This window comes from Kiloniella majae (genome assembly GCF_002118315.1).
GTDB classification, from domain to species: domain Bacteria; phylum Pseudomonadota; class Alphaproteobacteria; order Kiloniellales; family Kiloniellaceae; genus Kiloniella; species Kiloniella majae.
In genome coordinates this window covers 557,453-571,286 of the sequence record NZ_MTSZ01000002.1, presented here as the reverse complement: position 1 = coordinate 571,286, position 13,834 = coordinate 557,453, and the positions used below count along the sequence as shown (strand labels likewise).

At 45.6% G+C, this 13,834-nt stretch carries 15 protein-coding genes; 5 read left to right on the top strand and 10 right to left on the bottom strand.

All coding sequences use genetic code 11. From position 1 onward, the window contains the following. Positions 1–79: 79 nt before the first annotated feature. Positions 80–1,027 carry a DMT family transporter gene (locus tag BKB51_RS08800; RefSeq protein WP_085900712.1) on the top strand — a complete coding sequence of 316 codons (948 nt, stop codon included), beginning with the start codon at positions 80–82 and terminating at the stop codon, positions 1,025–1,027. Beyond that, positions 1,024–1,386 (top strand): hypothetical protein, encoded by a 363-nt coding sequence (locus tag BKB51_RS08795; protein WP_085900711.1) that lies wholly within the window; start codon positions 1,024–1,026, stop codon positions 1,384–1,386. The genes BKB51_RS08800 and BKB51_RS08795 overlap by 4 nt, the downstream gene beginning before the upstream one ends. A 26-nt stretch (positions 1,387–1,412) precedes the next feature. On the opposite strand, the gene queG is transcribed toward BKB51_RS08795, so the two are convergent. The 4 genes from queG to BKB51_RS08775 all read right to left on the bottom strand — a co-directional run bounded on the left by queG (position 1,413) and on the right by BKB51_RS08775 (position 5,629). Then, the gene (gene queG / locus BKB51_RS08790; RefSeq protein ID WP_085900710.1) at positions 1,413–2,552 is read right to left on the bottom strand and encodes a tRNA epoxyqueuosine(34) reductase QueG; all 1,140 of its coding nucleotides are present in this window, start codon (positions 2,550–2,552) and stop codon (positions 1,413–1,415) included. Positions 2,553–2,644: 92 nt separating this feature from the next. Beyond that, positions 2,645–3,784 carry a tRNA guanosine(34) transglycosylase Tgt gene (gene tgt / locus BKB51_RS08785; protein WP_085900709.1) on the bottom strand — a complete coding sequence of 380 codons (1,140 nt, stop codon included), beginning with the start codon at positions 3,782–3,784 and terminating at the stop codon, positions 2,645–2,647. Next, complete coding sequence (gene queA, locus BKB51_RS08780; RefSeq protein ID WP_085900708.1) at positions 3,781–4,833, bottom strand: tRNA preQ1(34) S-adenosylmethionine ribosyltransferase-isomerase QueA; 1,053 nt, start codon at positions 4,831–4,833, stop codon at positions 3,781–3,783. Before queA ends, tgt begins: the two co-directional genes overlap by 4 nt. Positions 4,834–4,990: 157 nt before the next feature. After that, positions 4,991–5,629, bottom strand: a complete 639-nt coding sequence (locus tag BKB51_RS08775; protein WP_085900707.1) for a hypothetical protein — start codon at positions 5,627–5,629, stop codon at positions 4,991–4,993. Between the two features lie 191 nt (positions 5,630–5,820). Here BKB51_RS08775 and BKB51_RS08770 point away from each other — a divergent pair, with 191 nt between their 5' ends. Genes BKB51_RS08770 through BKB51_RS08760 form a run of 3 tightly spaced genes read left to right on the top strand, consistent with a single transcriptional unit; the run spans position 5,821 to position 7,658 of the window. Continuing rightward, positions 5,821–7,053 carry an O-antigen ligase family protein gene (locus BKB51_RS08770; RefSeq protein ID WP_085900706.1) on the top strand — a complete coding sequence of 411 codons (1,233 nt, stop codon included), beginning with the start codon at positions 5,821–5,823 and terminating at the stop codon, positions 7,051–7,053. Further along, positions 7,043–7,441 (top strand): DUF423 domain-containing protein, encoded by a 399-nt coding sequence (locus BKB51_RS08765; protein WP_085900705.1) that lies wholly within the window; start codon positions 7,043–7,045, stop codon positions 7,439–7,441. Before BKB51_RS08770 ends, BKB51_RS08765 begins: the two co-directional genes overlap by 11 nt. Further along, a complete protein-coding gene (locus BKB51_RS08760; RefSeq protein ID WP_085900704.1) occupies positions 7,434–7,658 on the top strand; it encodes a sulfurtransferase TusA family protein in 225 nt (74 codons plus the stop codon). Before BKB51_RS08765 ends, BKB51_RS08760 begins: the two co-directional genes overlap by 8 nt. 48 nt (positions 7,659–7,706) lie before the next feature. On the opposite strand, the gene BKB51_RS08755 is transcribed toward BKB51_RS08760, so the two are convergent. The 6 genes from BKB51_RS08755 to BKB51_RS08730 all read right to left on the bottom strand — a co-directional run bounded on the left by BKB51_RS08755 (position 7,707) and on the right by BKB51_RS08730 (position 13,706). Next, a complete protein-coding gene (locus BKB51_RS08755; RefSeq protein ID WP_085900703.1) occupies positions 7,707–8,429 on the bottom strand; it encodes an SDR family NAD(P)-dependent oxidoreductase in 723 nt (240 codons plus the stop codon). A 9-nt stretch (positions 8,430–8,438) separates the two neighbouring features. Next, on the bottom strand, positions 8,439–9,896 hold the full coding sequence (gene purF / locus BKB51_RS08750) for an amidophosphoribosyltransferase (RefSeq protein WP_085900702.1): 1,458 nt from the start codon (positions 9,894–9,896) through the stop codon (positions 8,439–8,441). Between the two features lie 34 nt (positions 9,897–9,930). Beyond that, a complete protein-coding gene (locus BKB51_RS08745) occupies positions 9,931–10,620 on the bottom strand; it encodes a CvpA family protein (RefSeq protein WP_085900701.1) in 690 nt (229 codons plus the stop codon). A 22-nt stretch (positions 10,621–10,642) separates the two neighbouring features. Beyond that, positions 10,643–12,055 (bottom strand): DNA repair protein RadA, encoded by a 1,413-nt coding sequence (radA, locus tag BKB51_RS08740; RefSeq protein WP_085900700.1) that lies wholly within the window; start codon positions 12,053–12,055, stop codon positions 10,643–10,645. Positions 12,056–12,123: 68 nt separating this feature from the next. Then, a complete protein-coding gene (locus BKB51_RS08735) occupies positions 12,124–12,936 on the bottom strand; it encodes an ABC transporter ATP-binding protein (RefSeq protein ID WP_085900699.1) in 813 nt (270 codons plus the stop codon). Continuing rightward, a complete protein-coding gene (locus BKB51_RS08730; RefSeq protein WP_085900698.1) occupies positions 12,933–13,706 on the bottom strand; it encodes an MlaE family ABC transporter permease in 774 nt (257 codons plus the stop codon). The genes BKB51_RS08735 and BKB51_RS08730 overlap by 4 nt, the downstream gene beginning before the upstream one ends. Positions 13,707–13,834: the final 128 nt, after the last annotated feature.

The following is a 13,834-nucleotide window of genomic DNA, read 5'->3' as shown; positions in this document are numbered from 1 at the left end:
ATAATTAGATAGCGATTGCCTTTATCTCAGTTTCTTGAAACATTGGGGGTAAATTAAAACTCCCAATGGAATCCTTTTTATGCTGTCAGATAAGCCACAGCCCCACCAATATGTACTTCTTGTGATGCTCGGGGCTATATGGGGAAGCTCATTTTTCCTGATTAAGGTTACTCTGGAGAGTATTACCCCGGTTACACTCACAGCTTTTCGCCTTTTCTTCGCTTTTCTGGTTTTGGCAAGCCTAATGTTCATTTTAGGCAAGCGGTTCCCCAAAGATTTTAGAACGTGGCGCTATTATGTACTAATCGGGATTACGGGAAATATATTACCGTTCGTTCTTATTTCCTGGGGAGAGTTACATATTACTTCCGGCCTTGCGGCCATTCTAATGGCTGTCATTCCTTTGACGGCTTTATTAATTGCTCATCTTTGGACTGACGATGAAAAGATGTCTCTACCAAAGTTTATAGGGACCGTTATCGGTTTCGGTGGTGTAGTACTGTTGGTTGGGCCAGAAGCTCTAAATGGGTTGGGTGATTCTGTTTTGGGGCAACTTGCTGTTGCCTTTGCCAGTTTTTGTTATGGTGCAAGCTCTGTTTTTGCAAGGAAGGTCGGGCTTGTTAAATTAGATCCGATTGTGAATGGATCTGCAATTTTGCTTTGCGCATCTTTGATGGCTTTGCCAATGGCTTTTATTGTTGAAGAGCCCATGTCTCTTGAGCCAACACTTATAAGTGTTGGGGCATTGTTAATGCTTTCAATCGTATCAACAGCAATAGCCTATATTATTCTTTATTATCTCTTAGGTGCAGTCGGGGCGAGCTTTACGGCTTTAAATAATTATCTCGTGCCTGTTTTTGGCATGATTTGGGGTTTTTTGTTCTTATCCGAGCGCTACGAGCAGGAAGCGTTTATTGCTTTAGCTGTAATACTTCTGGGAATTGTTGTTACGCAGATAAAACGAAGATCTGCTAAAAGAGTAGTGAATAGTTTTGCCGTAAATAAAAAAACGGGAGAGGAAGTTTGAAAATTATAAAACATGGTCTGCGTCGAATCTTGATACTATCTGCCGTTGTTTTATTGGCTGGATGTGCAAATGAACCTATCAAAGTTGATGCTTCCCGTCCTGTAGCCAAGGCTGTGGCCAAAGGTGCACAAATATACGGAAAGAACAAATATACGCCTTGGGGATTTGGGGTATGTTATGGCAAAAACCTCAACGAGCCGGCAGAAGTTCTCGCTTTTGCTAAAGAAACATGCGGCGACGGACGTATAGAGCTCAGAGGGGAAGATTTACTTTGGAATGGCTGTCCAATGTTTCAGGGCGCACGAGCTTCATTTGTTTGCTATCCCCGTGGCCCAAAACCCAGCCCGGTTGGCGGATAGCTTGATGGTTGAAGGGGGGAGCAGTTTTACTGCCACTCTCCCAATACATCAGCATCCAATTCGCTACTTTTGTACTCAAGTCGTAAGTCTTCGAATTCTTTTTTGTCCAACAAGCGTTTCATCGCCCAAACCGCCATTGCTCTGACATAGGGAGATGCATCCTTTAAAAGAGGTGTAATACGTTTTGTGATGGATTTATCGCCACAGTTTCCTATTCCGATAAGGACATTCCTTATAAAACGGTCACGCCCGATACGTTTTACCGGTGAGCCCGAGAAAACCTGTCGGAATGTTGCATTATCAAGTTCAGCTAGGTCGGCAAGTCTAGGAGCTGTTAATTCGATCCTTGGGAAAAGGTGTTCTTCACTTGTTGCTTCAGCAAACTTATTCCAAGGACAAATTGCGATACAGTCATCACAGCCATAAATACGGTTGCCCATTGGGGCGCGAAACTCTTCGGCGATATGCCCATGATATTCAATTGTGAGATATGAGATACAGCGTTTTGCATCCAGAACGTAAGGGGAAGGAAAGGCATCTGTTGGGCAGATGGACAAACACTTGTTACAACTGCCGCAATGATCTTCCTCGTGGCGATCTGTCTTGAGTTCTAGGTCAGTGTAAATCTCGCCAAGGAAAAGCCACGATCCATATTCTCTGGAAACCAGATGGGTGTTTTTGCCTTGCCAACCAATACCGGATTGCGCAGCAGCAACTTTTTCAAGAACGGGGGCTGTATCGACAAAAACTTTAACCTGACAGTCCAGGCTTTCAACCATCCAGCGGGCAAGGGCTTTTAGACGTTTCTTGATGAAATCGTGATAGTCTTTGTTTCTGGCATAGACTGAAATGTTCCCACGGTCATCAAAATCCAGATTAGCTAGGGCAGGTTCTGCCGGACCATAATTGACGCCCAAAACTATAATGCTTTTGGCATCTTCCCACATTGCCGTTGGGTCTTCGCGCCACTCTATCCGGTTTTCCATCCACGCCATATCGCCGTGATATCCCATATCCAGAAAAGTACGAAGGTTTTGTTGGTTTTTCTTGTTAATTTTAGCTGGCGAAAACCCAACAGTATCAAACTTTAGATCAAGGGCCTTTTGACGAATAGCTACCGCAGGATCGAGTAGGGAAGGCGCATTTTTTGAGGGCTTTTTTCTCATGTCCTTCCTTCCCTTTCCCTTTCCCTATCTATCGTTTTATGTCTCAGCAATGATGGTGATTTGAATATCTATAGTATATGCCTGTTGCTATTTTAATCCAGCTCAGGGATATCGCCCCCATCTTGCAGTCTGTGGAATTCTTCCTGGAAAGCTTCAAAGGTGCCCGCAGCAATGGCGTCTCTCATGCCAGCCATAAGTTCTTGGTAATAAGCAAGGTTGTGAATGGTCAGCAAAATAGGGCCGAGCATTTCTTTTGCAACGAAGAGGTGGCGGAGATAGGCACGGCTGAATTGCGTACAGCATGCACACTTACATTGATCGTCAACCGGGCGATGATCATCCTGGTGCCGTTTGTTTCGCATATTCAAGGCACCACGGCGAGTAAAGGCCTGTGCATTCCGACCAGAACGGGTTGGCAGGACACAGTCAAACATATCAATACCGCGTGCAACGGCGCCAACTAAATCAGAAGGCTTCCCAACACCCATGAGATATCGTGGTTTGTCTTCTGGTAAGTGTGGCATGGTATGATCGAGCACTTCGAACATGATTTTTTGCCCCTCACCAACAGCAAGGCCGCCGACAGCATAACCTTCGAACCCGATATCGATAAGGGCTTCGGCTGATTCCTTGCGCAGATCTTCATAGGTTGACCCCTGTACAATTCCAAAAAGGCCGTATCCGTCTCTGTCTTTGAAGGCTTTACGACAGCGCTCTGCCCAGCGCATGGACCGACGCATGGAATGTGCGGCTTCTTCGTGCGTTGCGGGGTAGGGCGTACATTCATCCAAAACCATCGTGATGTTGGAATCCAGCAGATGCTGAATCTCCATGGACCTTTCCGGAGTCAGATTATGTTTGCTACCGTCGATATGTGATTGGAACTTAACGCCTTCTTCCGTAATCTTCCGAAGGCCGGAAAGGGACATAACCTGATAACCACCTGAATCAGTAAGGATCGGGTGCGGCCAGTTCATGAATTTATGGAGCCCACCATGACGGTCAACCAACTCAGCAGTTGGGCGAAGCATCAGATGATAAGTATTTCCCAACACAACTTCTGCACCAGTTGTTTTCAACTGATCCGGGGTCAAGCCTTTGACCGTTCCCGCGGTTCCGACAGTCATAAATGCCGGTGTCTGGAATGTACCATGAGCCGTGGTAACTTCACCGCGACGCGCAAGGCCGTCTTTTGCCTGCAGTTCGTATCCGAATTTTGGGGTATTACTCATAGATGGTCCTCACGCTGTAACAGACTACAGTCTCCGTAGGAATAAAAGCGATAGCCATTATTTATGGCGTGTTGATAGGCGTTGCGCATCCGGTCGAGACCCGCGAAGGCTGACACAAGCATAAAAAGTGTTGACCTTGGTAGATGGAAATTGGTGAGCAAAAGATCGACAATTTTAAACTTATAGCCTGGGGTGATAAAAATGTCAGTCTCGCCATCAAAGGGGTGGAGTGTCCCGTTTTGATCAGCAGCACTTTCCAACAATCTCAGGGCAGTTGTCCCTACAGCAATAATGCGACCGCCCTTTTCCCGTATCTGGTTAATACGGTCTGCTGTTTTCTGGTCAAGATAACCGATTTCACTATGCATTTTATGATCACGAAGATCGTCAACTTTGACGGGGAGAAACGTGCCCGCACCAACGTGCAAGGTAAGAGTAATGTGTTCAATGCCTTTGGCATGCAAAGCAGACATTAATCTATCGGTATAATGTAAACTCGCAGTTGGGGCAGCTACAGCACCACGATATTTGGCGAAACGGGTTTGGTAATCCTCTGTATCTTGTTTATCTGATCCGGTTTCCCGCTGTATATAAGGGGGCAGAGGCATCTTGCCATGTTCTTCCAAGTGAGGGTAAAGCTCTTCTGGTGTGAGATCAAAGTTCAAGAGAACTTCACCACCATCCTGCTTTTCTTCTACCTTTGCTGTGAAACCATCAGCAAAACGGACAATATCTTCTGGCTTTAGTTTTTTTGCAGGTTTGGCAAAGGTCCACCACCGCGCACCACCCTCCGCTGAAGGTGGTTCTTGTTTATGCAGAGTAACTTCAACACCTGCTTCACCACGTTTGCCTTTCAGGCGCGCAGGAATAACTTTGGTGTCATTAAATACCAACAGGTCGCCGGGTTGAATAAGATCCGGCAGCTCAATCATTCTGTGATCTGTCAGGTCGTTTCCAACAGAGAGAAGCTTTGCCATGTCACGCGGGGTTGCCGGGCGCTGTGCAATAACATCACGAGGTAATTCAAAGTCAAAGAGATCGGTTTTCATTCATCTATTCCTGAGGCTCTTTGAGTATTTTTAACAATACCAGAGCAAATCGAGCCGATAGGTAGCAGAAGAAAGCCAAAGACGCAAAGGGCGGAGGTGTTATAACTGCTATGATTTAAAGGAATGATATTCTAAGAGAAGCCAAGTGGTCCAACTTCTATCGGGCTTTTTCTGTTGGCTCTTTTACATTGTATCTCAGACCGTATCCGACGCGTTCTTTGGAAACACCTTCAACATAGTGATAAGGTCGTTCTTCAATGCCAGCGAAATTGCGCCCACGCATCAGGATCATAACGCCGGGCTCGGCTGTATACCTTCGCGCATTATTTTTCTCTCGGTCATCACAAATATAAAAACCTGCTTCTCCTGATAATGTTAAAATGGCAATGACTGCTTCAAAGCAAAGAAGGTCGCGATGTGGTGTGATGCCTTTTGAGCCTTCTTTATAGATAAGCGCAGCTTTGTCATTAAAGGAGAAGGGCTGAGAGTAAGGCGAAGGTTGCATCAGGGAAAAAGCTTGATTGATTTGCTCTTCCAAAGCCGTTTGATACTCATCAAGAACACTTGGTTGGTCAAAGTTCATTGCGATTTGAAAGTCCTGCTCAACTTCTTTTCCCTTAGGACCAACAACAGGTGTACAGGCCCTGAAGGATAACTCTTTCACTGCTGCGAGCATCTTCTCGCAACCTTCAGAATCAACCAAAGGAAAGGCTGCAACATCTTCTGTGGGGAGAAGATTCATTGCTTGAGCAAGAGAGTGGGGCGAGGTTAAAAAATGTTGTGCAAAGTCAGACATAAAAAAGCTCTATAATCGAAAATGAATTTGTAACACAGTATAGTATGTTTTTGATTTGTGGATGCGACAGATTGCGTCACCACACTGTGTAATATCACAGCTATTTCAAAATTTTGATGACTGTACAGCTAAAGAAAAGCTGTCTATAGATAACGCTCGTTTTTCTGCCTGTTAATAGAAATGTTGAGTGTATGAATAGTCACCTGTTGCGACTGTTTTTTTTCGCCGTCCCAATCGTCAGTGTTTTTAGCTCGAATGCCTTAGTACCGTTGGTTGTTCTTGTTGGTGTTTTAACTGCAATTATTAGCTATTCAGAACGTAAGACACTTCCATCATTTACACGAAAACAATTATGCTTACTCGGTACGTTTTTTGGATGGATTTCTATTGCATCTCTATGGTCGATTAATCCGATTGAAGCATTAAAGCTTGATCTGCGCTTAGTGGGGGTGACTATCGCAGGTCTGTTGTTACTAAACGCAGTTGAAGCACAGAAGCAGGAAACAAAACGCAGCATTGCTAAAGCGTTACTGATCGGTGTCATTCTTGCAGGCATATTTCTGCTCGTTGAATCGCTTTTGAATGCCCCCATTACAAAAGCGCTAAAAGGAAAAGAGCTTGATGCGACGATGAATTTATCGCGGTTCAACCGGGGGGCATCATTTCTTGGTATATCCCTGTGGATTGTCTTCGCAATCTATTCGAAGAAACTGTCTTTGGGATGGAAAATTTTATTCCCCATTTTACCCGTAGCATTGCTTTATTTTGCTCCGAGTGAAAGTTCACTTTTGGCTGTTGTGCTTGCTGCAATATGGTATCTAGTCTTTTTTGTGTTCCCTAAAGTTGGCTTCAGAGTGCTTCCGGTATTTATGATTATATCCGTTCTTTCTATGCCTTTGGTGACGCGTTATGTGGAACCGCTTTATGATGCAGAGTCTTCGCAATCCATTCCTTTTTCCGCGAAACATCGTTTCTTTATTTGGGACTTTGTTAGTAGTCAAATATTAGAAAATCCTATTAGGGGATGGGGGTTTGATTCTGCCAGGGATTACCCGAATAATGGTATAGAAAATTATGTTCATGTTGATGCAAAGGGAAATGAGCGGGCTCTTGGTGGGCGAATTATTTCTTTGCACCCTCATAATTTTGCTTTGCAGGTGTGGCTGGAACTTGGATTTATTGGGGTAGTTCTGGTTTCTGTGATTATCTGGATGGTGTTTGGATATCTGAAATCTCGACAGTTGTCCGGGAGAGTCGAAATTCAAGCGATGTTGGTTTCCACTTTTATTATTGCTTTACTTGGGTACGGGATTTGGCAAAATCGTTGGTTTGTTATGTTCTTTATCTTTGCGGCTATGATTCCATTAATTCAACAGCAAGAACATCAAGACAATATTGGTGAGGTTGACGAATATGGCGCGTAATACTGTCCGGTTTCTCATAGTTTATGCAGCTCTTTGGAGTGCGATTTGTGTGTCTATCAGTGCCTATAGTGCTCATGGTTTAAACGGTGATGAAACGCGTATGTTGTGGGCTGAGACAGGTAGCTTTTACGGCTTGGTTCACGCCATTGGACTCTTAGTGCTTGTCGGGTTTAATTCTTTACAGCGAAGTCCTTCAAAACTTCTCATGATTGCCTGTTGTTGCTTTTCACTGGGGATTCTGCTGTTCACGGGTGGTCTTTATGTCAAAGCACTTGCAGATATTTCTCTTGGTGGCCCCTTTATTCCTGTGGGGGGGAGTTTATATATCTTGGGGTGGCTTGTGACTGCACTTTATGGTGCAAAATTTGTAGGGAAAGAAAATGTCTGACCACGTTCTTGATGCAACAGGATTAAAATGCCCTATCCCGGTGTTGCGCGCGCGCAAGGCAATGAAGCCATTAGCTCTGGGCGATGTCCTGGAGATACACGCGACGGACCCCAGTGCAGAACTTGATTTTAAGAATTTTTGCGAAACGACAGGGTACGAACTGATTTCCTTTCAAGAACAGAAAGATGTTTTGATTATGAAAATCAGGAAAAAATAAGTATCCTCTGCTTCAGAATAATGCCTTCTTGCAGCAGAGGATTAATACCTATTCTTGTCTTAGATCGATATATTGTCCGTTTAAGGTGCAATCAACAGAAGCCAAATCAACAAAAGTGTCTGTGATTTCTTCTGGTGCTCTAAGCGTCATGGGATCTTCACCTGGGAAGGCTTTTTCCCGCATTGTGGTTCTGATTGGTCCGGGAGAAATCAAGTTAGCTTTGACGTTGGTTTTCTCAATCTCACAGGCATAGGATTGTACTAATGTATTTAGCGCTGCTTTAGAGGCTTTGTAGAGACTCCAATAGGCCTTAGCTGTTGATCCCGTCGTGACAAAGATTGCACGACCTGCCTCTGATTTTTTTAAAAGCGGATCAAGACTTCTGATTAGGCGATAATTCGCCGTAACATTGATATCGAAAGTTTCTTGCCAGATCTTCGGTTTGATGTGCCCGATGGGGGACAAAGGCCCTAGTGATCCTGCATTTCCAACAAGAATATCAAGCTTGCCATAGCGATCATAGAGTGATGCGCCAAGCTGATCCAAGCCATCCATATTCTTTAGATCATGGGGAATAAGAATAGGATTCTTGCCACCTTCGGAGCGAATATCGTCATCAATTTCTTCAAGAGCGCCAACCGTCCTCGCCATGAGGAGGAGCTGTGCGCCTTCCTGTGCATAGCGTTTGGCGACTGCGCGTCCAATACCGCGAGAAGCACCGGTAATAAGAGCAAGACGACCTTCAAGCCGTCCGTTAGCTACTTCACTCATAAATATGTCCTACCCGGCTTTCTTTGATTTCATAAAACGCGGTACATCAACAACATGATCTTCGTAGTCATCAATCTGTGTTGGGTAGTGCCCTGTAAAAGGTGCATCACAGTATTGAGGTGCATCAGGATTACGGCCTTCTTGACCCATAGCCTTGTACATACCGTCAATTGACAGGAATGCAAGGCTATCAACACCAATGTGGTTGGCCATTTCATCCAGATCCATCTGGGCTGCCAAGAGTTCTTTGGATTGAGAGATATCAATGCCGTAGAAGTAAGGATAGCCGATTGGCGGTGAGGCTATACGCATATGAACTTCTTTGGCGCCAGCGGCCTTTACCATCTCTACGATCTTGATAGAGGTTGTGCCGCGAACCAGTGAATCATCAACGAGAATAACGCGTTTGCCTTCGAGAACAGCTTTGTTTGCGTTGTGCTTAAGTTTTACGCCAAGATTTCGGATTTGTTGTCCCGGTTCGATAAAGGTACGACCTACGTAGTGATTACGTATGATCCCCAGCTCAAAAGGAACACCGGATTCTTGTGAGTAGCCGATTGCCGCTGGTACACCGGAATCCGGTACCGGAACGACTACGTCTGATTCGACATGACTTTCCTGTGCTAGCTCTTTGCCGATGTTTTTACGGGCTTCATAGACGCTGACACCATCAATAAAGGAATCTGGACGCGCGAAATAGATGTACTCGAAAATACAGGTCTGCTGACGGGTTGGCGGGAAAGGACGTAGAGACTGAATGCCATCATCATTAATGACAATCATTTCTCCGGGATCAACGTCTCTGATGAAGTTGGCACCAATAATATCCAGGGCACAGGTTTCGGAAGCGACGACATAACCGCCATCCAACTCGCCAAGAACCAGTGGTCTGATCCCGTGGGGATCACGAACGGCAATGACGCCTTCTTTTGTCATGCAAAGAAGCGCGTAAGCACCTTCAATACGCTGAATGGCGTCGGTAACCTTGCCAACAATGGTATCCTGAATAGAGGTCGCGACGAGATGTAAAATAACCTCGGTGTCCATTGTTGATTGGAAAATCGAGCCGCGCATGACCAGTTGATCACGTATTTTCTGTGAGTTAGTAAGGTTTCCATTGTGACAAAGGGCAAAACCACCATCGTGTAGCTCGGCAAAAAGAGGCTGTACATTCCTCAAGGCTGTTTCGCCTGTGGTGGAATAACGGGTGTGTCCGATGGACACGTGCCCTTTCAGACGCTCGATAACTTCTTGTGATGAAAAGTTGTCGCCGACCAGACCTAAGGCACGGTGGTTATAAAATTCATCACCATCATAGCTGATGATACCCGCAGCTTCCTGTCCACGATGTTGTAGGGCGTGCAGACCAAGAGTAACGAGAGCGGCAGCTCCTTCATGCCCATGCACCGCATAGACGCCGCATTCTTCGTGGAGTTTATCATCATCATGAAAATCTTCGAGTGTCATGGCTTTCGCTTTCCTGAACTCAGTAATAAATCCGTTATTCGCTGCCACTTACGGCATCGATGGTTTTTTGCATTTGTGAGCGCATTTCATCATTATAGCCAGTTGAATCTTCGCCATCTGTTGATGACTTTGATTCCGGGCTAATTAAACGCTGATAGGTCTGTGTTGCGTTATAGGTTTGTCGTGCTGCTTCAGCCTGTTTTAAGACCTGTTTAATTGTCTCATTATGGAATTTTTCAGGTAAAGCTTTTACTAATATAGCTGAGGCCTGTTGAATTGTGGGGCGTGTTTTTGCACGTTCAATGTCTTCGGGCCATCCTTCTTTTTCAGGCATCAGAAATACAAAAAGCGCGATCCACATGATGCTGACTATAATACCGCCGCGTAACAATCCGAATAAAAATCCGAGAGATCGGTCCAAAGGGCCAAAGGTGCTTTCTCTCACATGACGGCAAATTGCCCTGATCATCACCATGAAAAGCCCAAGTGTAATCACAAACAGGGCAAAGCCAGTGATAATTTCAGCTACAAAAGGAATATTGATAAACTGCTGCACATAAGGGAGCAGGGGATGGAAAGTCCAAAGTGTAACAAAGCCTGCCCCAATCCATGATGCGACTGATAGGACTTCGTGCACGAATCCCCGAAACAGAGCAAAGAGACCTGAGACGACAATGATGCCAATTACAGCGACATCGAAGAGTGAGATGGGTAAGTTTTCCATCAATACCTAACAATTTTGCCGGTTAGCCACCTGCAGCCTTCTTAACTGATTTAGCTGCAAACAGCGCAACCAGATCCTGCAGATGTTCAATCTGCCTTGTATCTAACCCCGAAGTGACCTTATTACAATTCTTCTTTGCACGGATTGGCGGAATTATTGCATTTTTAAAACCAAGCTTAGTTGCTTCTTTCAGCCGACTCTCAGATTGGTTGACTGCTCTGATTTCACCCGAAAGACCAATTTCTCCAAATACAACAGTATCTTCCGGGACCGGAATGTCCATTGCCGCTGATATTAATGCTGCAGCTACAGCCATGTCAGCGGCGGGTTCTCCTATACGTAATCCACCCGCGACATTGAGATAAACTTCGTTTCCGGCGAGAACGAGACCACATCTTGCTTCAAGGACGGCAAGAATCATTGCTAAACGGCCAGAGTCCCAACCCACAACGGCACGTCTAGGGTTTGCTTGTTGCGAAGGAGAGACGAGCGCCTGTATTTCCACAAGAACAGGGCGTGTTCCCTCTAAGCCAGCAAAAACGGCTGCACCTGTTACATTCCCACGTCGTTCAGCCAGAAAGAGCGCGGATGGGTTGGATACTTGCTCGAGTCCCTGTTCTGACATCTCAAAAACGCCAATTTCGTCTGTGGGTCCAAAACGGTTTTTTACGGCTCGTAAGATTCTAAAGTGATGTCCGCGCTCACCCTCGAAGGTCAGAACTGTATCAACCATGTGTTCCAGAACTTTTGGCCCAGCTATGACACCTTCTTTTGTAACGTGCCCTACAAGTAAGACGCTAAAGCCTCTGGCCTTGGCAAGTTGGATCAGTTCCTGAGCTGAAGCACGAACCTGTGACACTGTGCCTGGGGCAGAATCCAGGCTGTCGACAAACATTGTCTGTATAGAGTCAATGACAACAACTTGTGGAGCATCGTGTTCGTCAAGAGTTGTGGCGATATCACGTACCGAAGTTGCCGAGGCGAGTAAAAAGTCATCGCCTTTTAATCCAAGACGTCGGGCGCGTAACCGGACTTGATCGATGGCTTCTTCACCAGAAATATAGACACACTTAACACTGGCGTTTGTTGTTAGCGCAGCCAATATCTGGGTTAGAAGCGTGGATTTACCGATTCCCGGATCTCCACCGATTAAAACCGCAGAGCCAGGGACTAATCCGCCGCCACAAACGCGATCAAATTCCAGATTTTTACTCACCATTCTAGGAACAGGTTTACTCGTTCCTTCAAGGCTTACAAACTCAATTTGTTTGCCTTTACGGACATTTTTTTTGCCAAGCCCTCCGGGGACAGGGGAGGACGATCCAGCTTCTTCTGTAATGGAGTTCCACTCACCGCAGGAATCGCACTTTCCTGACCATTTAGCATAGTCAGCACCGCAGGACTGACAGACATAACGAATTACGGGGCGTGCCAAAAGGGAATCTCCTGAATTATAGCGTTATTGAGGTAATCTAACTCAGTCCTGTCAGACTTGAAACAGTATCAACCTGCTGCACGATCACTATTTGCAAAGCTGATTTTTATCGGACCATCCAGCAGCCCATTGATAAACTGGTGTACATAAGGGTTATCTGTTTTTTCCAGCTCATTTGTGGGGCCGACCCATGTGATTTTCCCATCATAGAGCATGGCTATTCGATCAGAAATCCGTTTGGCTGAATCCATGTCGTGAGTAATTGTCAGGCCTGTTGCGCCAAGCTCTTTCACCGATTTTACAATTAACTGGTCAATCACATCGCCCATGACAGGATCAAGACCCGTTGTCGGCTCATCAAAGAAAAGGGTCTCTGGTGTTGTTGCAATAGCGCGGGCAAGGCCAACTCTCTTTTTCATGCCGCCCGATAATTCGGCAGGGAATTTCGAGGCGAAACGTTCGCCCAGCCCAACAGCAGAGAGTTTTTCAAGCGCAATACGGTGCGCTTCCTTTTTAGGAACACCGTGAGCCTGTGTTAGGCCGAAAGCAACATTATCGAGAATTGAAAGAGAATCAAACAAGGCGGCGTATTGGAAAAGCATACCAAATTTTCGGCGTACCTGTTCCATATCGTCGCTGCCAAGGCCGACAATTTCTTGTCCGTTTATCTCTATACTGCCTGCATCAGGCCGTAAAAGACCGAGCATACATTTCAATAAAACTGATTTCCCCGTTCCTGAGCCACCGATAACAACGAGAGATTCGCCAGCGTAAACATCCAGATCCAAATCATTCAGAATAACTTTGGGGCCAAAGGCTTTGGTCAGGCCTCTGATCTTTATTCTTATGTCTTTGCCTGCTGTGTTGGTTCTATTACTCATATTGAGAAAAACAACTCAGTGATGATGTAATTGGAGATGAGAATAAGAATAGAAGCGGATACAACTGCGTTTGTTGTCGCTGCGCCAACACCTTGTGCGCCACCTCTTGAATGGAAGCCGTGGTAACAGCCCATCAAAGTGATCAGGAAACCAAAGACAGCCGCCTTAACCAAGCCAGAGATCACATCGAGATTCTCCATGAAATCGAGAGTATTCTTGATATAGGTCGCAGGGTTAAAGCCAAGCTTGTGTACGGAAACCAGATACCCCCCGAAAACACCAATCGTATCTGCCACCAGTACGAGAAGGGGGAGTGTTAGAACGCCAGCAATCACACGAGGGGCAATAAGGTATTTAAAAGGGTTTGTTGCTAAGGTGTAGAGAGCATCAATTTGTTCCGTCACCCGCATTGTACCGATTTCGGCGGCCATGGCGGCGCCAACACGACCAGCTACCATCAGGCCAGCCAATACAGGTCCAAGTTCACGGGTGATGGAAACGATAACAACATTGGGAATGGCGCTTTCAGCAGAAAAGCGGGCGAAGCCCGTGTAACTTTGTAACGCGAGCACCATGCCGGTAAAAATTGCAGTCAAACCAACAACAGGCAGTGAGTAATACCCGACCTCGATCATTTGTTTTAGAATGAGTTTCGGATAGAAAGGAGGGCGAAAGCAATGTGATATTGCTGTGCCAGCAAAAACGGAAAGACGCCCAATAATCTCTAGAAAACGTAGAGTAAGATTACCAAGAGGTTGTAAAATAGGCATGCAGTTTACCGTTTATACGCGTTGTTTTGGGGAATGATCGAATGAGATGTAATGAAAATCAGTTCGCTCAGGCGTTGATGGCCAGAACAGAGTTTTCCTTCCCCCTAAGGATCTATCCATTTTATTTC

Coding starts and splice junctions, on each gene's coding strand:
- queA (WP_085900708.1), bottom strand. CDS start 4,833: ATGAAAACCGATCTCTTTGACTTTGAATTACCTCGTGATGTTATTGCA.
- BKB51_RS08775 (WP_085900707.1), bottom strand. CDS start 5,629: ATGTCTGACTTTGCACAACATTTTTTAACCTCGCCCCACTCTCTTGCT.
- tgt (WP_085900709.1), bottom strand. CDS start 3,784: ATGAGTAATACCCCAAAATTCGGATACGAACTGCAGGCAAAAGACGGC.
- purF (WP_085900702.1), bottom strand. CDS start 9,896: ATGACACTCGAAGATTTTCATGATGATGATAAACTCCACGAAGAATGC.
- BKB51_RS08760 (WP_085900704.1), top strand. CDS start 7,434: ATGTCTGACCACGTTCTTGATGCAACAGGATTAAAATGCCCTATCCCG.
- BKB51_RS08755 (WP_085900703.1), bottom strand. CDS start 8,429: ATGAGTGAAGTAGCTAACGGACGGCTTGAAGGTCGTCTTGCTCTTATT.
- BKB51_RS08770 (WP_085900706.1), top strand. CDS start 5,821: ATGAATAGTCACCTGTTGCGACTGTTTTTTTTCGCCGTCCCAATCGTC.
- BKB51_RS08745 (WP_085900701.1), bottom strand. CDS start 10,620: ATGGAAAACTTACCCATCTCACTCTTCGATGTCGCTGTAATTGGCATC.
- BKB51_RS08800 (WP_085900712.1), top strand. CDS start 80: ATGCTGTCAGATAAGCCACAGCCCCACCAATATGTACTTCTTGTGATG.
- BKB51_RS08735 (WP_085900699.1), bottom strand. CDS start 12,936: ATGAGTAATAGAACCAACACAGCAGGCAAAGACATAAGAATAAAGATC.
- BKB51_RS08765 (WP_085900705.1), top strand. CDS start 7,043: ATGGCGCGTAATACTGTCCGGTTTCTCATAGTTTATGCAGCTCTTTGG.
- BKB51_RS08730 (WP_085900698.1), bottom strand. CDS start 13,706: ATGCCTATTTTACAACCTCTTGGTAATCTTACTCTACGTTTTCTAGAG.
- queG (WP_085900710.1), bottom strand. CDS start 2,552: ATGAGAAAAAAGCCCTCAAAAAATGCGCCTTCCCTACTCGATCCTGCG.